The organism is Paenibacillus yanchengensis, from assembly GCF_042684845.1.
GTDB lineage: Bacteria > Bacillota > Bacilli > Paenibacillales > Paenibacillaceae > Pristimantibacillus > Pristimantibacillus yanchengensis.
In genome coordinates this window covers 107,318-132,794 of the sequence record NZ_JBHUMH010000007.1, presented here as the reverse complement: position 1 = coordinate 132,794, position 25,477 = coordinate 107,318, and the positions used below count along the sequence as shown (strand labels likewise).

Here is a 25,477-nt window from a genome sequence, read left to right as displayed (position 1 = left end):
ACCAGAGTTATCGATAACATTACATGAAAACTAAAACGAAAAAATATTAAAATGAGTACTTCCACAATGACATGCTTATTATTTTTTGTCAACCATTTCACAACACAATGAATATATAATGATTTTATGTATAAATGATATTTACAAGCAGATTTAATCGCTTCAATACTCAAATCTGCTTGTAAATGTTAAGACAATTTTTTGATTACTCTAGCATTTTCAAAAAATTATAAATCGCTTGAACAGCTTCTGCACGCGATGTTTTTTCTGTAGGAGCAAATACTCTTGCATCCCTTCCTTTCAATAAACCTACTTCAAGCGCACTTTGCACGTACTCAATAGCCCAACTACTAACCATTTGCTTATCAGAAATTTCTACAGGTGTACTATTTTCGGTTTCTCTATCTAACAAATTGTAAGCTTTCATAAGCATTATAGCCATTTCTTCGCGGCTAATATTTCTACTTGGTTCAAAATGTCCTTGCGTACCTTGTATAATGCCAGCTTGTTGTGCTGCAGCTATTTCATCATAGTACCAAGAACTAGGCGCTACATCTACAAATGTAGACGTTTTATTATCAGCAGTTAAACTTAGTACTCGTACAAGAAGCGCAGCAAATTCTGCTCTTGTTATTTTATTGTTAGGCGAAAATGTAGTTGCTGTAGTTCCCTTAACAATATGTTTAGCAGTTAACTGTTGTATACTAGTAAAAGCCCAATGATTACTGCTTATATCGGAAAAATTTGCGTTAAACGAATAAACAGTATATTCCCCTAGAGCATCTACCTCTGCCACTATTCTTCTTCCCTTTGTATTTATTTTCCCTCCTCTATACTCTATTTCACCATTAGAGCTTACATAATAAACACCTAATAGATGCGGATTCATATCTTCTAGAATATCAAAGCTAATTTTAAACGGTTTCAAAGTTTTTTTAATATTATTTACTTCTCCTTCTTTGTCAATTATTGCGATAGATAATATTAGTTGCTGCCCAGTATTATTATACTGACCGCCATTTAAATCGTGTCTCTGCTCCACCTTTTTTTCCATGCTCTGAGGATTAAACCACTTTTCTTGCAAAGATATTATAATTGAAGCATCATCTGGTTTGGGAGTAACATTTATTATCGATTCAATCGTATCAGAAGACATTTCCCACTGAGAAGTTTCTGTTTGAATTATCAATGACCGTCCATTAAATTTCTCAACCTGTTTCTTAGTAATTAGAATAGAGCGTTCCGTACCATCTAATCTAACCTCAATATTACTGCTTGCATTATCCAATAATTGATCAGGCAATCTATAAACATCTAATGGATTAGTTTCTATATCTTCTATATCGGGTACATAACTTGGTGGAAATTTGCTTCCATCAGCTCGATGGACATCAATAATATAAGTTTCTGTTTTCCCATTTTTCGTCGTAACTTTTACATATATTATGTTGTTACCAACTATAAGCTGTTTGCTCCCGCTCACTTCTACAGTAGCTTCTGAATCAGTAGCAGTATAAGATACTTCAATCAAATCAGTTGTATAAGGAACATTAAGAGAGTAATAATATTTTTCTTTTGCAAAATCTTTAATAGTAACGCTATTTATTTTTAAATCTTCCAGAGTAGCATCCGTATAATCCTCTATCTTTTCTACCATAACGTTGTCAAATAAGGCTTGAGAATGTGCCGAAACATTGAAACCAATTGTCCCTTTTAAGTAGCTATTATCTTGCGCTTCCAATATAGGTGTACCGTCTATATAAGCAGTGAATTTTGTTCCTTTTATAATAATACGAATTTTGTATTTTTTATTTAATTCAGCTTTAAAATCAGTTTCTTCCAATAGTTCCATAACTTCATTTACTTTATAAAACTTTAAACTTTCTTCACTAATCGCCAACATGTAGTAACCTACATCTTCTTGACTTCTGAACACAACACCAGTTTCGCTCTGCAATAAAGTAAGGTCTAGTTCTAAAGCGTAATCTTTCCAATCTGAACCAACATTTGCTCTCATAGAAGTATTATTTGCTAGATTTAATTCAAACAAGTCTGGACCTTCCGATTCAACTATAACGTTATCTATGTTAGTCCACAAATCCAAGCCTTGCTCCATATCATCACTAAAAAATATTTCCTCTGATTGTCTATCTGTCACTTTAACATTATCAATAGATGCTCTAGCCTGATTACCTGGCGTTCTTATGCCGACCGTTCCTGTTGTATAGGGATTATTACTCGTATCCTCTCCTTTCATTACTTCAACCCCATCAATAAAAACAGAAAACTGGTTGCCAATGACATCAATTTTGAGTTTATATAATCGATTTAGTTCTACACTATATGGTACGCTTTTAATAACTTGACTTCCGCCAGACATTTTAAATAAATTAATTTTATTGTCGTAATTTCTTATATCTAGTAAGTAATATTGGTTTAAAGTGCTTTGTCCTCGAAAAACCAGTCCGACTTGTCGATTTTTAATAAGTACATCTGCTTCCAACGTATAATCTGCCCAGTTATCCCCATCTTTAGCTCTAATTTTATCATTGTTGGAAACTGTAATATATCTATTACTTTTTGTAACTTGAACTTCAGCATTTTCAGTGTTCAACCAATTACTTAAATTGGAATTTTCAAAACCATCTTGAAATTCTAATTTTCTTTTTTCTAAATACACATTATAGTTTTTTCCATTATCAACTACGATAGTTAAAGTCGTCGTTTGAGTTTCATAATTATAATCTTTTAGCTCTACTCCAACTGATAGGTTACTATTAATTGACCAAAGCCCGTTAAGTTTAACAGTAATTGTTTTACTTTCACTTTCTGTTTTTGTTCTTTCTAGCGAACCCATTTTTCCGGTCTTGACTAACCTCAGATCGGGGTCAGACAAACTTAATACGACACGATCTGCTGATTTAAGTTTCTCAATCATTAGTACAGGTGTATCCACACTATGCAATACGCCATAATCAAACGATTTAGGTGGATTGAAGATAGCGTATCCAATGGATTGATAATTATCATATTTAACAATATGTGCTGCGTTATCTTTTTGCAACACCTCGTATTCTAACTTTTGGGCTACTGCTTCTACTTCCTGAGGAGTTTTCTGTGGAAGAATCACATACTCATATTCACCGTTTGTAGGAGCTAAACCATGATCTATCCAAGCTGTTGTGTATTTACCTACTGTTTCTTTATAATCAAATGAATTAGTCTCTTTATTAGCCACTTTTGAATAAGATAATTGATCTGATCGTCTAATATTTACATTTCGTGTATTAGGAATAATATATCCATTGCCAAATGGGTCAAGCAACCAAATATTAGTCTCAGAAGGTTGATTATTATAAGGATATTCAGTTATCGGTTGAATAGAATTGTTATAAAACGGTAAGATCTCATTATTCATGTTTGATTGAAATAACGTTGTTTCGGTTGGATGCTTTGCATCGTTATTTGTTATATTAGATCCTAGTGCAATTATTTGATCCCCAAAATAAAACCAACTTTTATTGGCACGAAACGTAGGATCGTATGTTATATCATGCATTTTCATGCTATATACTCCGAACTCTCCTTCGCTGCTTACCCCGCCAGCAAAAGTTTCATCTGAATAATTACGATGTTTGGAGTTTTCCAATTCTCTAATTGGAAAATACTTAGTTGTCGTTCCTGGCCAACGGTTAAAATCCCAACCGTTAGTTACATCTAAACCACTTGCTTTGTAACCACCCTGCAACATAATTTCCGTATTTCCATTACTAATGTAACGTCCGAATACATTGTTAGTTGCATCTTGCTCGTAGTCCCAATTATATTGATTAAATCCTTTTGTAGTTACTAGCCAATCATTTTGGCGATATAACGCAACAGAACCATAATTAAAGTTTTGAAATCCAGTTTGAGGATTCTTTGCTTCTAATCCTTCATCAGCAAATTGTTTTGCTGCTCTTTCTGAGATTTGCAATTCGCCAATAGTAGCAGAATAAAAAATCGAATTCTCCACACTTTTAGAAAAATTCGCTGCTATAGTCGGATCTTCCGGATCCCATAAATTCAAAAATATACTTTTTAATTCATTATCTCCAACTAATCCATTTAGTGCATACGATATATATTGTTTTTGTAAAGTAGAGATTGGTTGTATGAATCGTCCAGATACACTATGAGACATATCATATTTGTTTCCAAACGAACTTTGCACTAACAAAAATTGTTTAATATTATCTGCTGTTTTACTATCTAATTGGAAACTTGTTCCGTGTGTAACATAGCGAATTAAAGAACCTACAAAAATAGCATCCGGTGCATATGCATTCATATACATTGTTTCATGATGGTACCCTGTATAACCCGGCTTAAGCACTTCACTATACCCAGAATAAACAGCAAGTGCTTTAGTGACAAACTCGCCAAATCCTTTCATATAGCGTACTTTCTCTGGTGTATCTTCCATCATCAAAATGTACATTAAATTATACAAAACAAGCGTTCTCATTTCATCCGTATTAACTTTATCCAAACTTTCAAAATCCATCGGTCGAAAATCAAATGAATCCCCCAGCTTGCTATACCAACGTAAAGTTGCCATTTCCCTTTCAAGTAATCCCGCTTCTTTCAACTCATCACGCATAAGATAAATAGCATATACATAACCAGACATACGTAACTTTATACTACGCTGAGTACCCATTCCACTTCCTTCAGCCCAACCTTGATCATGGAAATAATCAATGAGTTCAAAAAACTTTTGCTTACTTTCCTCGTTACCATTCAATTTATAATCGTGGACTAGCGCGGTCCAAATTTTCTCGAAATTATCTAGTGTGTTTCCATACAATGCTTGCCCTGTCACATTTACTTCTTCACCTACAAATAAACCCGGGCCTCGCATCGTACCGTCTTCACTTCGATAAATTTTAAACGAATCATATTCGCTTATACGCTCTGCTATTCTTTTTAATAATGCTTCATATCTAACTTTAACAGGACCTTCTTGCAAACTATCAAAGTTTATATCATCACCGTAGATATAATTATCTAATCGTTTCATTGTCGTAGCAAACGATTGTTTCTGTGCAGCAGTAATTTCCATCTCTACAGGTAGACTAGGCTTTTTTAAGGATGCCCGATAAGTTTCGTTATGAGTGTCATTATTGATGTAAGGAAGCTGATAGTCAGCAGAATAAGCAAAATGTACATTACTAGTGAGATGAAATAAATCAATAAATATATTGTTATCTTTTATGCCATCTGAAGGTACTATTTCTAATAAAGTTGGCGTTAATTCAGCTGTATTTTGCAAATTATTGGCTTCATTATTTAGTCTCATCCATACAGCTCTCCAACCAAGAAAATTCATATTAACTTCAAATTTATATCTGGGATTATTTGCATTTATTTCTTCTGGAGTCCCAAATTGAAACGTCAAATACTGATCTGGTGTTGCTTTTTCACTATATAACCATAATTTTATTCCCCCGTTAACGCCTGTGGCTAACTCCCTATTAGGTAAATGAGTAACTTGAAGTTTACTTCCATTTCCAACTGCCCATTTTAATGCTTGTTTTCCGCTTTTAGAACGCTGATCAGAAATGCTAAGCGTCCCTTCCCCAGTAGACGACCACCCTATAGGAATAGTCGAATTTTCAAAAGACTCTGGCAACTCTTCCGTTGTAGCGCTTACATTTTTCGAAAAACTTAATACTACACTACAAATTAGTGTTAGAGAAATTATTGCAAAAAACACTCTATACTTGAACATTTTTCAAAATCCTCTCCTTAGTAAATTTTTTCAGAAAAACTAGAGAGAATACTAGATATATATCTATATTCTCTCTATGTGTAAGGCTAACTTAATTATTTTTATGACAATGTCAATCTAAATACATGAGCATAAGGCACTTCTTTATCTAGTTCTACTGAAGGTAGTGTAACTACAACACCTGCATCAGTTACTTCAAATGGTAAGTTAGATTCGCCACCTAATAGATCAACAGCCACTATTCTACCCTCGTATGGTAACACAATTTTTTCTTGTAGTTGCTCATCTCCATTGCGATATACTTTGAATCCATAAACGATGTTCTCTTTGCGTGTAAAGTAGACATCTCCGTCAAAATAAGGTGCACAAGGCCGCGTAGCATAGATCGCTTCTCCATGTATTTTGAGCCAAGCGCCTATCGCTTTTATTTGATTAACGGAAGGTTGTGGTAATCTACCATCTGCTCTAGGGGCAACGTTGAGGGCAAGATTACCTCCTTTGGCAACAACATCAATTAACATAATAACTAGTTCCCTATAAGACTTATACACATCATCGTAACGATAGCTAAACTTTGAACCTAACGTTATATTACTTTCCCATGGGACATGTATCACATCTGCCGGTATTCGCTGTTCAGGTGTTAAAATATTTTCATATTTCCCCCCTGCTGTCCGATCTACTACTAACAAGCTCGGATTAACTTTTCGAGCCTTTTCTACAAATTCACCTAATCTTATATCTTGGTTATGAGCAGCTCGTACCCAACCACCATCTAACCATAACATATCTATTTCACCGTTATCCGCTACTAATTCCATCATTTGTTGATGAGTAAACTGTACAAATTGCTCCCATAATTCGGGATGCTCAAGTGGGTTATAAGATGGTCCACGTGCTGTATATGTGCCTCGCTCCATATTCGGCGCCCAATAAGAAGGTACATGCCAATCCGCTTTGGAAAAGTAAGCCGCAATACCTAGACCTCTAGCGCGGAACTCTTCAAATAATCGTTTTGTAACATCCGCATTTTTATTAGTATGAAAAGGAGTGTCTGCTCCAGTAATTTTATAGTCACTCGCTTTTGTATCCCACATAGAAAACCCATCATGATGTTTTGTTGTGAAATTCAAATATTTGAATCCATTGTCTAAAGCTAGATCAGCCCACTTTGCCGGATCAAAGAAAACAGGATTGAACGTTTTATTTAATGCAAAATATATTTCTCGAAACTCCTCTCCCGTACCTTGCCAATCCTCTCCCAGAAACTCTCTCGACCAATGTGAATCTTCATCGCTCATTGCCCAGGAAATTGTTCCTATTTGTGTATACGGTCCCCAATGTATCATTAGTCCTAGTTTTTGATCTGAAAACCATTCTAATCGTTGCTGTAACAACTCTTCTTGTGGCTTTACATACAGTTCTTCCCGCGTGTAATTATGCGTACCTTTTTTAATTATTGTTTCTGCTTCATTCTTTTTATTTGTAGTTGTCATCAAATATGCTCCTCGCCTGTATTATTCATACTATGAAGTAACTAATTCGACCTACTTGTTTTTAATATAACTTTCGTAGGCTTCTTGGTGTATTTGTAAAAATCGCTCTAATTTCATAGATTCTAATGTTAATAAATAATTGTCCCATTCCTTCTCAACATCAATATCTCCTGTGATCGCTCTTGCTAAAAATTGATTTTTATAATCAGATATCGTTGTTAACAAATTAGCTAGTTCTTCTGATTGCTCTTGGGTAAAAAACATTGGAGGTACTACTTCATCAACATCTAAACGATAAGGTTCATATTTTGTACTCGTTTCATTATACAAAATTTGTTCGCCACCATTAGCATTCAGTTCCACTTCTCCAAATCGAAAATCTTTTGAGCGATAGGATGGTCCGGTATTTACCCAACGGTTGTTTTGAACTGGCTGAACACCTCCTGGTTTCGCTACTTTTTTCCATACTCCTTCTCGACCATCAATTCCTTTGTCTCCTGGTGCTGCAGCTTCCCAATCCGTTTCAAATACTCCAACATTACTTCGTATACTTGCTTCTTCTGAATACATGAAATCAGCTAATCGAAAAGCGATTTCTGGATATTTTGCTTTATCTGTAATAACAAACTGACCTTGTTTCATCGAAAACGGATTATATGGTGTAGACTGCACTCCTCCTGGACCTTTCAAAGGAGGTACAGTATGCGCATAAGCCATTCCCTTCTCGGTGTTCACATCTACTACTTCAGCAATCCAGTTTTGAGGAAATGAGCCAACAATGTTCTGTTCGCCAGAACTTGCCATCCGTTTTAAGCTATTACGATCTTGGGTAAAACTTTCCGATGCTATTAATCCTTCATCATATAATCTTTTCATATACAAAGTTCCTTCTTTCCAACCCGGTTGCACAAACGATGCTTTTATTTCTCCATTGTCTATAATTAAATCTTCATTACCTCTTTTAACAAAAGATGACATAATAAAGCTTGCAAAACTTACATTACCTTGCTCGGTATAACCTGCTAGTGGAATTTCATCAGCAATTTTATTACCATTAGGATCTTTCTCTTTAAACGCTTTCAAAACTTCATAATATTCTTCCGTAGTTGTTGGCATATCCAATTTAAGAGCTTCTAGCCAATCTTGATTAATCCACATTCTACTAGACATCATACAATGGTAACATTCATTTACTTGAGGAAGTGCATAAATGTTACCATCAGGTGCTGTTATTAATCCTTTTACATTAGGTGAATTTTCAAACATTTTTTTCGTTTCCACACCATATTCTTCAATTAAGTCATTAAGTGCAAGGAACACACCGTCTTTACCATATAAGGATTGCTGTACCGTATTTATTGGAAAACCCATAATAACATCGGGATAATCTCCTCCTGCTAATGTAACATTCAACTTTTCTATTGCAGCATTTTTCGGAACTATTTCCCACTCAATTTTCACATTCGTTTGTTCTTCTAACCACTTTGTAAAAGCATTTGTTGCAAAATTCTCCACAAGTGGTTCCCCCAGCATTAAAACTTGCAGCGTTACTTTTTCATCCGTAATTGGTAATTCACCAGCTGGATTCATTTTAATATCAGTCGAACTTTCACTATTTGTTTTTGTTTTTTCACCAGTATCTGTCGTTTTTGGCTCTGAGCTACTGCCACAAGCAGATAGTAATAAAGCAACACAGATAAATAACAAACTAACTAGTTTTACTTTTCTATTTTGAAATAACATATATTCATTCACACCTTCCTTAGTTAATAACTATCCTTTTAACGAACCTATCATCATCCCTTTGACAAAGTGCTTCTGCACAAATGGGTACACAATCATAATAGGAATAGTGGATACAACAATTAGTGAATACTTTAACAAATCTGTTAATGCTGCACGCGAAGCTAATTCACTAACATCGGTAAGCATAGCCGGATCAACTTGATTTTGAATTAATATTTCTCTAAGTACAAGCTGCAATGGGTATAGATGTTGATCCTTCAAGTAAATTAATGCATTAAAATAAGTGTTCCAATGAGCAACCGCGTAAAATAATGACATAACCGCGATAATTGGACCGGATAACGGTAGTACGATTTTCCAAATAAACTTGAAGTCTGAACAACCATCTATTTGAGCCGCTTCCAATAGTTCGTCTGGAAAAGTCACTTTAAAAAAAGTTCTCGAAACGATCATATTCCATACAGTTACCGCACCTGGGATGATAAGTGCCCAGCGTGTATCAAGCATGCCTAACTCTTTTACTAATAAAAAACTCGGTATTAACCCTCCAGAAAACAACGTTGTAAATACGAACAAAGCCATAATTACATTTTTCGCTTGAAAATCTTTCCGTGATAAAGGGTAAGCAACCATGAACGTTAATATTAAATTGATAATTGTACCGACTACTGTATAATAAATCGAATTCAAAAAACCAGTGGCGATCATTTTATGTTTAAATACAGCTGCATATCCCTCTAATGAAAAGTTAATTGGATATAGCCATACTTTCCCTGCCGAAACAGCTTCTGGAGAACTAAAAGAAGCACTGACAATAAAGACTAGTGGATAAAGTACCGTTAGTGTAAATATGATGAGAACAACGTAATTAATCCCGTTAAATATGCGATCGCCGCTCGATTCTTTAATGGCTGTATTCTGCATCTTCCTTCGTCTCCTTTCTATCTACCATAAGCCGTCTTGTCCTAGTTTTTTGGAAATCCGATTCACAGTAAGTAATAATATCATCCCAATAACTGATTTGAATAAACCGATAGCGGTAGAATAAGAATAATTGACCACCGTAGAGGCTAAACCAACTTTATAAACATATGTGTCAATTACTTCAGATACGGACAAATTCAACCCATTTTGCATTAATAATATTTTCTCAAATCCAGTATCTAGTATACTGCCTGTATTCATAATCAGTATTATCGTAGCTACTGGCAGTATGCCTGGTACATCAATATGCCACATTCGCTTTATTTTACTTGCACCATCCATTACAGCTGCTTCATGTAAAGCTGGATCTATTGATGTTAAAGAAGCAAGATAGATAATGCAAGAAAAACCTATGTTTTGCCATATTCCAGACCAGACAAATACGCTAGAAAACCATTGAGGCATTGCCATTAAATTAATTGATTCAAAACCTAAAGATGTTAAAATAACGTTCAAAATTCCCGTTCTTGGATCAAGTAGTTGAAAAATAATCCCAACCATAACTACAGTAGAAATAAAGTGTGGTGCATAGGTAATCATTTGTACTGACTTTTTAATTGCACCTACTTTCACATAATTCAAACACAGTGCAAGAACTATTGGTAGTGGAAAGCCTGCAATTAATTGATATAAACTAATAACTATCGTATTACGCATCACTCTCCAGAACTCATAGGAATTAAAAAACTGAATGAAATACTTTAGTCCAACCCAATCACTACCCAATATACCTTTCGTTGGAACAAAATTTTTAAAAGCAATAACTGCTCCATACATTGGTACATATTTGAATACAATTAAGTAAACTAGAGGTAAAAGAACGAGTACATATAATTGCCATCTACTTCGTAAATTCATGAGAAAGTACTTTTTTTTGTTTACTTGAATTGCTGATGAAATTTGTGGCTGCAATCCACTTCCTCCTTTCTGTCTATTGTTCACTATAGTGTAGGCTTATCATAATCCATTTTGTAACCGCATACATGGTGTTTTTTCATACACATATGGTCACTTTTTTAGATAATTGATCTGGAAAAGTCATATGACCACTTTTTCGGTCGATACCATTCTCAATACAGCCATGTATTGGCGTATGCAGACCAGTCATAATTTTTTATTCTTATAGGTTGCCGATTAATAAAATCAGCAACCTTTTGTGATGAACGTTATGAGTGATAAATTTGTTTTTTAATTACAGTTTGGACTTTTAATCCTTACTGCCACTTAGTTTAGTAATTCGTTCCTGATACTTCGGAGAGACATTCGGTTGTCTATACATTGTTCAACTCTCTCTTATGCAATTGCCTAATCTCAACGACTTTTTGTTCTAGACGCGACTCATCAGCGGCAAAACCGATTAAATGTCCATGCAGCGACTTTTCTAATGAAGTAGAAGAAATCGACGGCGACACACCCTTTAAAAATTTTATAAAATCAGCAACTAGAAGCAAATCTCCTCCGCCATGCATATCCTTCTTCACCCCAACATCAATCTGCTGCTCAGAATAGAGATGACCTTTACGTGCATCAGGATGTCTTATAAAGTAAGAACCTTGTTCCATCTCTCCTTGAATTTCGCCTTTTGTGCCGATGATATGAATTGATCGACCACGTTTAGAAGTACCCCCTGTCATCACATGGGTTCCTGTACTACCATCTTCAAACTCAACAATTACGGTTTGATGATCCACAACATCGTTGTCACTTTTCCAGACACAACGACCATATGGACTATCCGTTTTGAGTGATTCTGCCATTTCCTCATCACTCAACTTAACTCCTAAATGAGTATTATAGGTAACGTACCCTTCCCATAGACGCTGTTCAATATAATGCTTACGAGCAGAATATGAACAGGATTGTTCAATTGGACAATCGACTAAACAACGTGTGCCTGCTCCATCAGGTGCTTTCTCAGGGCGAAAGTGGAGTAAGTTCCCGAAACTACTTACTTTTACTGGTGGGACATCTCCCTTCATCCAAGCTATTACATCCAAATCATGACAGCTTTTAGCCATAAGCATGGAGGAACCACCTGTATCTTTCCGTCCCCACTTCCCTCTAACATAAGCCATCGCCATGTGGTGATAAGTGACGTTCTCAGCTGTCGTCAAACTAATAATATCACCAATTACACCATCTGCTACTGCCTTGCGAATCGATTCGTAAAACGGTGCATAACGGAGTACGTGACAAATCATGATTTTTCTGCCGAGACGCTCCGCCTCTTCGTACAACTCAAAAACTTCATCCCTACTAATGCCAATCGGTTTCTCCAGCATAATATCGTATCCAGCTCTAAGCAACGGAATCGAAGTAGCTACGTGTAAGTGATCCATTGTACCATTAATGACAGCATCCGCTATCTTTGGCTGACAAATAAGCTCCTCAATATCAGAAAAACAGTTCTCTTCTTGTAAATCAAATCTCTCCTTGGTCAAAGCTCTACGCTCACCATCTGGATCAACGACTCCGACTATTTTCATTTGTTCGGGATGTTTCTCGGCATAAGATGAATATATTAAGCTACGATGACCAGCACCTACAATGATGACTGTAACAGGTTTTTCACCGTTACAATCAGCGTATATTGACGTTTGATTGTTCATGCTTTTCCTCCCAAAAAAAGTAATAGGCTCAAGTGTTTGTTCTATCTCATAAGACCCAACCTTGCTTATCTACCAAACAACTCCGTCTGTCCAAGTAATTTGGCCAAAGCCTCTACGAAATAATAATCACCGTAGATCAAGCCAACATCAATGTTTTTGTTAGCAGGCCAGTGACCCGTACCATGAGGAAATATCGCTTCGTCACTCGCATCCCAGATCACATAATGATCTACCATCGATACCCCACTTTCTTGGATTATCTTGGTGTATAAGCCCCGAGTCTCCTAACCCCTAACTAATCCCTTTCCAACCTCACCAACAGACGGCCCCCGATGCTTTCCATAGCCAATTTCATGACTTCTCCACCGCAAATCGTCATTCAATTCCTGCCAGTATAAGTCCATAAAATTATCCTTTGTCTTTTCAATATGGTCTTTCAGAAGTCTGCGATGTCGTTCCATCTGTTCAGCATATGAGGCATGTCCTGCTACATTTTTCGTTTCATAAGGATCCTTTACAAGATCAAACAATTCCTCACCGTCATGAATGTAATACGTATATTTATAGTCTTTTGTCCGAACCATTCTTCCAGGACTGATAGAAAAATTCCGTTCTGAATACCACTGACCAATAATGTATTCACGATCCAGCATCTCTTTCTCCATAATCAGGGGCATCAGATTTTCGCCGCGCAGCATAGTTGGATGTTCAATTCCTACATAGGAACAAAGGGTCGGAAACAAATCCAACAGGCTTGTCAGCACATGTTCCTGACGTGAAGGCTGATTGCGATACTCCGGAAAATTAAAAATAAACGGCACACGGTTGGTTTCTTCATAAAAATCAACAGCCTTTGTCACCTTGCCATGACAAGCCATGCTATCGCCATGATCTGACATGAAGAGAATAAGCGTATCCTCATACTTACCTGTTATCTCAAGTGCATCCAGAACCAAACCGATTTCTGCATCTACCCGATGAATATAGTGATAATACGCTGCCAAGTAATGCCTAAAACTTTCGCTGCTCCACTCCGATGCCTGAGCCTGACGGGTGTTTGAACAACAAATATATTTGACTGCATCTGGCCTGTTCTCAATATCATCAAACTCAAAATTTGGTGGCAGAGGCGGCAGCGGACAACCCGGGTTCACATCATCATGTATTCCCTTGTTTTCACCAGTCCAAGAACATATGTCATGCGGATTTACAAAATCTACAATCATAAAGAACGGCTTCTCAGAATCTCTGATCTCTTCAAGATATGCCACAGACTTTTCCGTTGTAAAACGATCCCGCTTGGTATCCTTAGATACGGGCCATGCCTGTGTACCTTCAACCTCTAATGAGCCTTCTTCTTCACACAAAAAGCCCTTTAATGCACCAGCATCATGAGTTTTTCCAAAATGAACCGTATCATACCCCGCTTGTTTGAACACCTCTCCTATTGTTGGGAGACCAGCAGGAATAGCATGCCCTCCAATATTGGACAAAACACCTGTCTCGTGAGGATAAACACCACTCCAGAAAGAAGCCCGTGCAGGCATACACAATGGAACTGGGGTATAACATTGGTCGAAGGCCACAGCCCCTTTAGAAATCCTGTCAATATTTGGGGTTTTTGCAATCCCACCATAGACAGGAAGAGCCTTCCATGAAAGCTGGTCAGAGACAATAATAAGTATGTTTCTCATCATATACCTCCCTTCAAACATTATCCGGTATTCCAACAACGATTCCGTTTCAGTAAGCATCACCCTTTGACAAATCCAATCAATGTCCATAACGAGCCACTTAGTAATCCATTCATATATTTAGCTTAATTCATTTTGCAACCGCATACATGGTGTTTTTTCATACACATATGGTCACTTTTTTAGATAGAAATATTTTTATTGCTACCTATCCCACTAGGCATATATAAGGATACTATGGTACCTTCCCCAACCTTGCTTTCCAAGTCAAGCCCATATTGCATTCCGAATACTATTTGAATTCTATTATGGACATTGAGCAAACCAATGCTAGTAGACTCTTTAAAAGCAGCTTGTTCCTCTAGCAAGTTTTCTGTTTTAATCCCATCTAGAAGCATTTGTTTGATTTTGCATAGCTTAGTTATTTCAATACCAACACCATTATCTACGACTTTTACAACGAATAAATCACCTTCAATATTAGTTATAATTTTAATGGAATGATGTTCTTCCAATCCGTCAGGAAATGCATGCTGAAATGCATTTTCCACTAGTGGTTGTAACGTTAGCGTCACCATTTTCATCAACAAATGATCTGTCGGTACCTCTACTTCTATTTCCATAGGTTGTTCAAAACGATAATTCATAATCGTCATATAATGAAGGACATGCTTTAGTTCGTTGGCCACGGTGATTTTTTCCAGATCAGTACGCAACGCATAACGAAGCATATAAGACAGAGATTTAATAATTTCTCTAATTTCTTTGGAGTCCTGAATAATCGCATAGCTGACGACTGTTTCTAATGTGTTATACAAAAAATGAGGATTAATTTGTAGCTGTAACGCTTGAAATTCAGCTGTTTTTCGTTTTAACAATAGTTCTCGATTTTCTAATTCAGATTTATATACACGCTCGACCAATTCTTCCAATCGCATCACCATAATGTTATATCTTCTAATTATTCTATCTCGCTCATCACCTGCACCGAGTAAGGGAACCTTTGTCCATACTCCTTGTTCCGTCCTACTCATCGCCCCTTCTAATAGTGTAATCGGTTTTACAATCGAGCGACCAAATCGATATGCAATAAATAAAGCTATTAACAGGGAAAATCCACCTACTACTAATGTTGTTTTTTGTATACTTGTGACTGGCTTTCGCATTTCTTTTAATGGCATCGATGCCGCAACCGTCCAACCGGATACTGTTGAATGTTCCGTATAATATACTTGTTTTTTCTTGTTTTGTTCATAGGTAATTGGCGTTTTGCTCGTTATAAGTGCAGTATATAATTCACCGTCTAGTTGTTTTCCAATTTTCCTATTATCAGGATGGTAAATAATCCTCCCGCGATTATTAAATATCATAAAATATCCTTGCTCACCAAGCTGAATTCCTTTCCATAAAGATTGCAGTTCATTTACATCAAGCTCTAAACCAATAATTGCTTTGTAGTCACCGGATGTTTGCCGAACAGCTACTTTTCGTGCTAAAGATAATGAATTACTCATAATACCGTAATCTAGCACTGTTAATTTACCATCGCGATGTGCATTTTGTTCTAAATAAGCTAAATTATTCCATATTATATTGTCATATGAACCTACAACACTTTGGTCGGAAACTACTTTTCCATCATAGTCAACAACATACATTACCTTCACTTCTGGATTGCTAAACATAATAGGACGAAGTAAATTAGTTTTCAATTCCTTAACTAAGTTCGAGTATTGGTAAGTATTACTACTTGTATCCCATTCTAAAAATTGTTTCAGCAGAGGTGATGTCATAAAAGATAATGTTGTTCTTTCGAATTTTTTCAAGTACATATCCGTATGGTTGACAGCATTTTTAACAATTTGTCCTAGTAACTCCTCGTGTCTCTTATCTAGTTGTTGAGATGATTTAATATAAATTGCTGTACTAGATACAACGAGAGTTACTGCTATTAAAAAAGCAAAATAAACAAATATTTTTTTAGTTAAACTCCTACGTCTCATAGTATTCCTATCCTAGAACGATACTCGGATGGAGAACAACCGACAGATTTTTTGAATACTTTGGAAAAATAATTGTAATTAGGAAAACCAGCTTCTAAAGCTATATTAATCACTTTATACTGTGGATCTTCCAACATTTGTATTGCTAGTTCAATTTTTTTTCTGATTCTATATTGTACAAAGTTTTCGTTCATCATTTTTTTGAAATACCAACTAAAATAAGGAGCAGTCAAACCTATTTTCGCTGCAACATCAGGTAACGAAATGTTTTCTGTAATATGATTATCAATGTATTGCAATGCTTCGTCTAACATAATATTGCGATAATCCCCTCGCCAAGCTAACAGTTGATCAATAAATCCATATAGCTCTCTTTCAAAATTAGCAATAATATTGTCGAGGGACTGAGATTGACTACTAAATTGATATTGTACTAAATAAATTTGCTGTTTATTTATTCTTTTTTGAAGCATAGATAATCCGTCTATTGCCAGTTGCTGCACTTGTTGAACATTCCTTTGTTTCTCGACGTAATCCACTTTCCATTGTTCTAGCAGTTTTGTTACACGCGAGTAATCTGCCGTTTGAACAGCCTCCTCCGTTTCCAATAACCAGTGTTCATATGCCGATAAGGATAACGGTTTGTTGGAATGATATCTAAATATCCGTTGTAGTACAGGATACAACTCATCTTCCGTAAGCGGTTTCAATAGATATTGTTTAACTCCATATGCTATACATTGTTGTGCATATGTAAATTCATCAAACCCAGAAATAACAATAATGTTAGTAGCTATTCTTCGCTCAGAAATGATTTTGCACAACTCTAAGCCATCCATTTTCGGCATGCGAATGTCTGTTAATATCAACTCTGGAACAACTTTTTCTATTTTTTGCAACGCCTCTACACCGTTGCTAGCAGCACTTGCTGTTATAGAAGCATCGAATTTTTCAATAAGTTTTATGAGCCCTTTTCTAATAATCGGCTCATCATCTACAATAAGAATGTGCATCGCTTCTCACTCCTTCTTGATTTCATCATGCATGGTAAAATCTGTAGGTGAAATAGACCCATGTTAAGCAACATGGGTCTATACTGTTATCGAATTTTACTTATTGCTAGAGTAGATTAGTACCTATATGATCGCAAAAAAGGTTTAAAAAAACAACATCTTTTTTTATGGTAATCTATTCTAATTTTACGTTTTTATTTACGCTAAAACTACTTCAACTATATTATTACCATCTAACTTAACTATCTACCGATTTTTGGTCGGCTAAAGCTGATGAATGCAAAGCATATCGTTGTTTGTTACTTCGTCTATCCCAAATCATAATCGGTATTAGTACTAAAGAAAGAGCTGCTCCAATGAGCGACAATGTCATATAACTAGAACCAGCAACGATTGCTCCAGACAATGCGCCGCCAGAAGCGCCAGCAATAGCGATGAACACATCAACAGCACCTTGTGTTTTCGCTCGACTGTGCGCTGGTGTAGCATCAACAATCTGTGCTGTACCGCTAATTAATCCAAAGTTCCAACCAAGCCCCAGTAGCGCAAGCGCTAGAATAAGTATAAATAGCGAATCACCAGGCGCAAATGCAGCTAACAATCCAGAGGCAAGCAAAGTCGTACCTGCTAAATAGGACATACGAGTACGTCCCCACTTATCTACTAAAATCCCTGTTATTAGAGATGGCAAGTACATAGCTGCAACGTGAATTCCAATGACTAGCCCCACGTCTCCTAAACCATGTCCATGAGCAGTCATATGAATCGGGGTCATCGTCATAATCGCTACCATTACAATTTGTGTAATAACCATAACGGTAGCACCGATATAAATCCCTCGTTTATTGCCCCTAGCCATCTCTAATTGTTGATTAACAGGAGTCGTTTTCTGTTGTTGTTCTTTCGTTGTCGCAAGATTAGGCGATGACATAACTGTCGCTTGATGACGTGCAATTACTTGCGAAACGATAAATGGATCAGGTCGCAACATAATAAACAAGACGATTGCTGCCAGCAAAAAGGCTACACCACCAAGAATAAACGGACCTGACAAAGGTGGTAAGCCGACTGATTTGGCAAAGTTACTCATCGGATCTACCAAGTTCGGTCCAGCAACTGCCCCAATCGTCGTGAAGACCATTGCCATACTGACTGCTTTGGCTCGTTCCGTCGGTCGTGCTAAGTCTGTTCCTGCATATCTTGCTTGTAAGTTAGTCGCTGTTCCAGAACCATACAAAAATAAGGAAACAAACAATAATGGTAAGCTACTCATGACGGCGGCAATAACTACTCCAATTGCTCCTATTCCACCAATGAAGAAACCTGTTGCAAGTCCAGTTCTACGTCCTAGACGCTGCGATAATATACCTACCATTAAAGCAGCTACAGCAGAGCCTAACGTAATAAGTGCAGAAGGTACGCCAGCAAAACTATCACGACCTAACATTTCTTTCGCCAGTAGCGCACCAACTGTTACCCCTGCCGACAATCCTGCTCCACCAAAAATTTGCGATAAAATAATAACGATGAGTGTTTTTTTGTACAATTTCCGCTGTTTCTGCTCAGAATGAATGTAGCTATTGTAACGATCATCCTGTTCAACTATCGCATTTGAACGAGAACTGCCTTGAGACATACGTATGAACCGCCTTTAATATCATTTAGTTTTATGCCTGTACGGAACAAAAGCAATTAATTATTTACTTTGACGTACTGCTTGAGCAAATCGCTCCATGCCTTCCAGCATTAGTGCGCGAGGGGTACCAAAATTAACACGTAAAAAACCCGCTCCATCTTGTCCAAACATCGATCCTTCGTTAAAAGCTACTTTCGCTTTATTAAACATCATATCTTTCAGCACTTCAGGATCATTACTAATGGCACGACAATCAAGCCAACCTAAATAAGTTCCTTCTGGTCGAAACATCTTTACTTCTGGCAATTTGTCAGCAATAAATTGTTGCAATGTATCTACATTTTGCTGCAAATAAACTAAAAGTTGCTCTAACCAATCTTCCCCATGACGATAACATGCTTCCACTGCTACTTGGGCAAAACAATTTTCCATATAAATAGCGTACGTACTCAAACGTTCAATAAATTGTTTGCGCAGCTCTTCATCTTGAATAATCGTAATCGAGGAATGTAATCCTGCTATATTAAATGTTTTACTCGGTGCAGTACAAGTGATAGAACGAGCCGCAAATTGCTCAGACAATGAAGCGAACGGAATATGTTTATGCCCAGCAAAAACAATATCGCCATGAATTTCATCCGATACAACAAATACGTTATGTTTCATACAAATATTCCCAATAGCGAGTAATTCTTCTTTTGTCCATACTCTTCCTACTGGATTATGTGGATGACACAAAATGAGCATTTTCACTTGTTCGTCTATTATTTGTTTTTCCATCGCTTGCAAATCAAGTTCATAACGTCCTGTTTCTGTCTCTACCAAACGATTTCCCACTAACGTTCGTTTATGATTATGTACAATTCGAAAGAACGGGTGATATACAGGTACATGAATCATAATGCCATCGCCAGGCGCTGTTAACAATTCTACAGCAATACTTAAAGCTGTTACTACTCCGGGAGAACCAACAATAGCATCTTTTTCAATCTGCCATTCATTTCTTTTTTGCTGCCATTGGACAATGGATTCAAGATAACTATCTGTCCGGAATGTATAGCCAAAAACGCCATGTGCTGCTCGTTCTTGCATAGCAGTTATCGCTGCAGGTGGAGCCGTAAAATCCATATCTGCTACCCACATTGGTAATATATCTTCATGGCCAAACATTTCTTTCGTTTGATCCCATTTCACACTGCCAGTACCTCTACGGTCAATCACTTTATCGAAGTTATAAATAGTTGTCATTAGGTAAATTCCCTCCTGCTTAAGTTGCGTCTTTCCAAACTAATTTCCTAACCATATCATAACATAATGAGTCACAAAAAAAAGCGAACATGATCATCATGTCCACTTTTTTACTATGTTGCTTTTATTGTTTTACAGCGTAATGAATGAAGTTAGCAATCATCTGTGCCACTTCCGCACGTGTTGCTTGCCCTTTGCCATCAAACTTGTTACCTGACTTGCCTTTGACAATATCACTAGCTTTCATTTGTAGTACTGCTTCTTGTGCCCAGCTTGCTATTTGTTGTTGATCTGCAAAAGCTACTACACTATCGTTATTTTTCGGTTGCAACTTGATAAATTTCATGTAATTAAACAATATTACTGCTAATTGCTCACGTGAAATGAATTCTTCTGGAGCAAATGTCTGTTGATTTAATCCCTGTACTAATTTATTGTTATACGCCCATGCTACATATGGTGCATAGTATTTGTGAGAAGCTACATCATTAAATGGTACTTTTACATCAAGCTCTGCCAACTCAATACCTTGCAAACGTCCCAATACAGTTACTAACATTCCTCTTGTCATAGCAACTTCTGGTGCAAACTTCTCTTCTGACATACCTTCAAACAATTCTCTTGATGCTACAAAGTCAATCGCAGTTTTTCCCCAGTGATTCGTAATATCCGCAAAATTTTGCTCATTAACAGCTACACTATATAAGGCTGACTCTGTAACTCTAATCATTATTTCTTCTGCTGTAGAAATCGCCATTGGCACGATTTGTTTCGTAGCTTCTGTTCCTTTGTACACAATTAATGATGACAATATTTTTTGATCAGCTAGGATAGGAATATGATAATATAACGGCTGTGCTAAGCTCGTCACTGGTTGATCATTAGCCGTTATCATAAGCTCGCGAATTGGTAATTCATTCGTACCTTCTTTTTTCAACCAAACAAAGGAGAGCTTTTGCTTCGCATACTGTTGCAATACTGCTGTCGGTATATCTAAGCTCCCTAATTGCGTTGTTACGACTATATTTTTGTTAGTCGCTGCTAGTTGAGCTGTTATATCTTCTTCTAATGTCAGTGTCATTTCTTGCACACCAGCTTGCTCTGCTGCTTTAATAGAAATCTGATTAGCTGCTTTCACTTCTTTGTCACTTAAAAATTGCTGTAAAAGCTGCTGATCCACTTTGAGGTGTGCTTTACCTGCATCCGATACTTCAGGTACTAGTATTAGCACCCCATCTTCAATAACAGGACCTGTCGGTGTTACAGATGGTCCCGGATACGGTGGGTAAGTAATGATTGGTTCAGATGAACTAATGGTTAGTTCACCAGATTTACTAGCAATCGGCAGCGATTCATTCATATCTACATAGCCCGTCACATTCGCCAATTGTAGCGGATAACGTCCCTGCTCTCCGGTTGCCTGAAAAGTCAATCGCAACAAAGTAACGGCGTTGTTCGTAGTGAAGCCAGCTAAATTAACAGCTGCCAGTTTTACTTTTCCTGTGCTTTGATCTACATTAAATTCAGCTAACCAATCTTTTAGTCCACTTCCAATTTGTACTTCGTCGTTAGAAAGCTTAAAAGCATTTTTGTTGTAGTTAACTTCGAACTCGATCGATTTCAATGATTGCGGGTTGTGTAATGTTATATCTACAGTAGTAGCTTTTCCTTGCTGTACTTGCTTCGAAGTAACTTCTATTCGAGCGGCTGTCGCTTTCTCATTGGCTTCCGCAGCTAGTGCCGTAGAAGGAAGTGCATGAAACATTGTAGTAAGTAAGATGGCAAACAGTAATACAGTACATGTCGTCCGCTGACCTATTTTCATCATCATTGTTGTTGTCCTCCAACATCATTCTTTTTTATTGATTCCCACTAAGAATTATAGATGTTATCGCACAATACAGCAATTGCATTTGCCGTTTTTTACATTATATTTAGAATTGAAACAAAAACACCCGAAGGTTAGTTTTTACAAAAACTGTCCTTTTAACGACATACTTAATTTACCTAGCTTAGTCATTTCTCTATCAATATCTGTAGCCGCTGTTAATTGTTCTCTACTCATCACAGATAACTGCTGCATAGAAGCCATCCCCTGTTCGATGACTGCCGAGATTTGATTCATTTCTGACGAAACACCGCCAGCATCTTCTCTAATTGCTCCAAGTGTTTTATTGATTTCTAACATATAATGAAGAAGCTGTTCAATCATCGTATTTACTTGTTCAAAATTTTGAGCAAAGACAACAACGTTACTATGTGAATGTTTTATTGCTACTTGTCCCACATCAACTTGCTCATAACTATGTTGGATTTCATCATCAATTCGATTCATCATCGTTTGAATTTCATCCGCCGCTTGACGACTTTGATTAGCAAGCTTACGAATTTCACCTGCCACAACCGCGAATCCTCTACCATATTCCCCAGCTCGTGCAGCTTCAATGGAAGCGTTCAAAGCTAATAAGTTTGTTCGATCTGCTACTTGTTGTATAATCGATCCTAACGACTGGGCTTGCTGGGCTGTTGCTTTGAGCGTCGTCATAGTCGTATAAATCTCTGAGACAACTTGCATAATTTGCTCGTTTTCTGTTAATAGCAAATGAACTTTTTCTCTACTTTCTGTTAAAACTAATTCCGTCTTTTGCGCATTACTTGTCATCATATCGGAAGACTCCAATGCTTGCATAATGGAATGACTCGTCTGCTGCACTTTTGCTTCCACTTGCTCGACCGAATTGGATTGATCGCCTAAACCAGCGGATACTTCTTCATAAGCTTGACGCATCGTTTCATTATGTCGCACATTCTCTGTTGATTTCACTGCGATACTTTCCGAAATAGTATTAATGTTTTCTGATAACAACTGCACTTGATTCATTAACAGGTTCAAATCCGTTTGTTTTTTGTCACGTTCAGCTTCTAATTCAGCAGTCATTTTCAATTTAGAGCGAATTTGTAACATTGTTGCACTTGAAGTTAATATCAGAAATACAGCATGTACTAATAACATCGTAAATGTATATTCCGTAGTACCGAACACCACTTCTGGAAACACAAAATAGCCTAATAAATGTTGTATGGCAAATATTACCGTCATAACAAGTATTAGGTTAATCCGTTCGTAATATGCTGCTGCTGCTAGTACCATAAATATAGAAAAGTGAAACTCTACCCCTCCGCCTCCGTTACTAACAATAGCCATACTAGAGAAGGTCAATGTCAAAATATTAAGCAATGGGACTACTTCACTATTTTTTCTACTTAAATGAGCAATTATTGTAATAACTAACAAAACTATCGGCATCAAAAGTAGTAAATTTTGCTGCCATATAATACTCGTTGTAATCTCAAAACCAGATCCACCGCCATGAGATTCAAAAGGATCAAATAGCTTCGTTAACAATAACACTATCATACTTAAAACTACTGCAGAGCCAGACAACCATAACATCAATAAATTTTTTCTCTCCAACATGAATATAACTTTCATCCTTTCTCACTTGTTTCAGTATATTTACTAGCTATTACTGGGGTACTAACTTTTTATCAACTGTATTATACTACAGGGTTTTGAAACATTTATGATATCTTAGTCTTGGTTCTATAGCATCATATTTTATGTACCATTCTGTACAATCACCTTATAAACATATACCATTTTAACAACTTTTTGACTATGACCTTTATCACACACTCTTAAATTATTAGTCATAATAACTATTTTTTTCTTGTTTAACGCAAAAACCTTTGCGATGTCGTCAATTGGTTGAACAAATTGATGACATCGCAAAGGTTTTGAACATCGTTTATTTTTTGTTATAACCGAAAAGACAGCCCCGCTTCGCTTAATGCTATTCGTAATTTTGGTAATGAAGCTGGTCCGAATCCATGTAATTTCAATAATTCTTTTTCACTATAGCGTGCTAATTCTTCTAATGTTGTAATTCCTTCTGTTTGTAATGCTCTTCTTGCTGGAGCTGACATTTCAGCTAAAAAACCTGTGTTCGGCTGTTGCTCTCGTTCACAAATTAGACAAGTTGGACAATCGCTACTTTTATAATACCGATGTCCGTTGTCACAATTTCGTTCTGTTCTTTCCAGTTTGTCCACCGTTTATGCCCCTTTCCCTTCACCTATAATGTCTACTTATTTGCTGTGATATCCTGTCCAGATCGCTCCTTGCACCGGCGGTTGCAGATTATTCTCTAAAGTAACTGGTATCGATTTGGATTGAAAAAGATCATGTCCATCCGCCACATGAAAATGTAAATGCGGCTCACTTGAATTACCAGAATTACCAAGATGACCGATGATCTCTCCACGTTTTACTTGCTGCCCTTCCTTTACGACAATAGATTTCTGCTTTAAATGAGCCAAGTAACTGTATTCTCCGGGCATATGTTCTATAACAACTACGTTTCCAGCTGGTTCTTTTTCATTCAACACTCCAACCGGTACATTATCGACAATACCATCCACTACACGTACTACTGTTCCATCGGCGGGAGCGACAATCTCGTCTCCAAATGCATAATAACTTTCATTAAGACTGACATCGCCTGTATAAGAGTACCCTTCTTTCACTTTAACTAAATCATACGCATAACGCTGACTTTCATGTGCATAATGATAATTAATTAATTCATTATTACCGCCCCAATAAACAGTTAAATCAGTTGTAAACGGCGCACTAAACACGGTTTTCGATAATTGCTTATCCTGATCGGGATACGTTTGTAGTGGCTGAATAAGTAAACCGGCAATTTCATCCTTACTATTCATTACCACCTGTAATGCTTCTGTACTGCCAGGAATCGTCCATACCCCAATCTGACTACCATTAAGTGCCATCGAAGATACTAGTTCGAACGTAGCAACTTCCGCCACAAACGGCTCCATCGCTTGAACAAACTGCTCCTCCGTTAATTGTTGTTTAAACTCACTAGTAAATTGAGCATAAATAGCCGAAAATTTCTTTTCCAACATCGCATTTGCTATTTGATCGAACGTAATATTTATCTCTGTCACTTCCTCTTTCTTGGTAGATGGCTTGTCGGAACCTGCTTGTTTATTATTCCCTGTGCTACACCCTGCTAACATTATTATGACGAGCATGACGATGATAAAAGAGACCGCTCCTCCATATTTTACTTCTCTCCAGTTCATTTGCATAGCTTCCTTTCTTCCTTTTATTTAAACCTGCTGTACCACCATAACGCTTGATTATAAGCTACTAGCTATATGGTTATTTCAGTATATCGCAATTTTTTTA

Annotated in this window: 16 protein-coding genes; all 16 read right to left on the bottom strand. The window is 36.9% G+C overall.

What is annotated here, in order from left to right; genetic code table 11:
- Window positions 1–205: 205 nt before the first annotated feature.
- Window positions 206–5,773: a chondroitinase family polysaccharide lyase gene (locus tag ACFSTH_RS01820; RefSeq protein WP_377775707.1), complete on the bottom strand. Its 5,568-nt coding sequence runs from the start codon at window positions 5,771–5,773 to the stop codon at window positions 206–208.
- Window positions 5,774–5,874: 101 nt separating this feature from the next.
- Window positions 5,875–7,269 (bottom strand): alpha-L-fucosidase, encoded by a 1,395-nt coding sequence (locus ACFSTH_RS01815; protein WP_377775705.1) that lies wholly within the window; start codon window positions 7,267–7,269, stop codon window positions 5,875–5,877.
- Between the two features lie 51 nt (window positions 7,270–7,320).
- Entirely contained in the window at window positions 7,321–9,012 is a 1,692-nt protein-coding gene (locus tag ACFSTH_RS01810) for an extracellular solute-binding protein (RefSeq protein ID WP_377775703.1), read from the bottom strand.
- Window positions 9,013–9,042: 30 nt separating this feature from the next.
- Window positions 9,043–9,939: a carbohydrate ABC transporter permease gene (locus tag ACFSTH_RS01805; RefSeq protein WP_377775701.1), complete on the bottom strand. Its 897-nt coding sequence runs from the start codon at window positions 9,937–9,939 to the stop codon at window positions 9,043–9,045.
- Window positions 9,940–9,960: 21 nt separating this feature from the next.
- The gene (locus ACFSTH_RS01800) at window positions 9,961–10,857 is read right to left on the bottom strand and encodes an ABC transporter permease (RefSeq protein ID WP_377775767.1); all 897 of its coding nucleotides are present in this window, start codon (window positions 10,855–10,857) and stop codon (window positions 9,961–9,963) included.
- A gap of 413 nt (window positions 10,858–11,270) precedes the next feature.
- The gene (locus ACFSTH_RS01795) at window positions 11,271–12,608 is read right to left on the bottom strand and encodes a Gfo/Idh/MocA family protein (RefSeq protein ID WP_377775699.1); all 1,338 of its coding nucleotides are present in this window, start codon (window positions 12,606–12,608) and stop codon (window positions 11,271–11,273) included.
- Between the two features lie 65 nt (window positions 12,609–12,673).
- On the bottom strand, window positions 12,674–12,844 hold the full coding sequence (locus ACFSTH_RS01790; RefSeq protein ID WP_377775697.1) for a hypothetical protein: 171 nt from the start codon (window positions 12,842–12,844) through the stop codon (window positions 12,674–12,676).
- A 48-nt stretch (window positions 12,845–12,892) separates the two neighbouring features.
- Complete coding sequence (locus tag ACFSTH_RS01785) at window positions 12,893–14,392, bottom strand: sulfatase family protein (RefSeq protein ID WP_377775695.1); 1,500 nt, start codon at window positions 14,390–14,392, stop codon at window positions 12,893–12,895.
- A 92-nt stretch (window positions 14,393–14,484) separates the two neighbouring features.
- Window positions 14,485–16,305, bottom strand: a complete 1,821-nt coding sequence (locus ACFSTH_RS01780) for a sensor histidine kinase (RefSeq protein WP_377775693.1) — start codon at window positions 16,303–16,305, stop codon at window positions 14,485–14,487.
- The gene (locus tag ACFSTH_RS01775) at window positions 16,302–17,318 is read right to left on the bottom strand and encodes a response regulator transcription factor (protein WP_377775691.1); all 1,017 of its coding nucleotides are present in this window, start codon (window positions 17,316–17,318) and stop codon (window positions 16,302–16,304) included. The genes ACFSTH_RS01780 and ACFSTH_RS01775 overlap by 4 nt, the downstream gene beginning before the upstream one ends.
- 238 nt (window positions 17,319–17,556) lie before the next feature.
- Entirely contained in the window at window positions 17,557–18,954 is a 1,398-nt protein-coding gene (locus tag ACFSTH_RS01770; protein WP_377775689.1) for an MFS transporter, read from the bottom strand.
- 60 nt (window positions 18,955–19,014) lie between these two features.
- Window positions 19,015–20,202, bottom strand: a complete 1,188-nt coding sequence (locus ACFSTH_RS01765; RefSeq protein ID WP_377775687.1) for a MalY/PatB family protein — start codon at window positions 20,200–20,202, stop codon at window positions 19,015–19,017.
- 124 nt (window positions 20,203–20,326) lie between these two features.
- Window positions 20,327–22,033 (bottom strand): S-layer homology domain-containing protein, encoded by a 1,707-nt coding sequence (locus ACFSTH_RS01760; protein WP_377775685.1) that lies wholly within the window; start codon window positions 22,031–22,033, stop codon window positions 20,327–20,329.
- Window positions 22,034–22,171: 138 nt separating this feature from the next.
- On the bottom strand, window positions 22,172–23,680 hold the full coding sequence (locus ACFSTH_RS01755; RefSeq protein ID WP_377775683.1) for a methyl-accepting chemotaxis protein: 1,509 nt from the start codon (window positions 23,678–23,680) through the stop codon (window positions 22,172–22,174).
- Window positions 23,681–24,021: 341 nt separating this feature from the next.
- Window positions 24,022–24,306 (bottom strand): RNA polymerase alpha subunit C-terminal domain-containing protein, encoded by a 285-nt coding sequence (locus ACFSTH_RS01750; RefSeq protein WP_377775765.1) that lies wholly within the window; start codon window positions 24,304–24,306, stop codon window positions 24,022–24,024.
- A 45-nt stretch (window positions 24,307–24,351) separates the two neighbouring features.
- Entirely contained in the window at window positions 24,352–25,371 is a 1,020-nt protein-coding gene (locus ACFSTH_RS01745; protein ID WP_377775681.1) for a peptidoglycan DD-metalloendopeptidase family protein, read from the bottom strand.
- Between the last annotated feature and the right edge of the window lie 106 nt (window positions 25,372–25,477).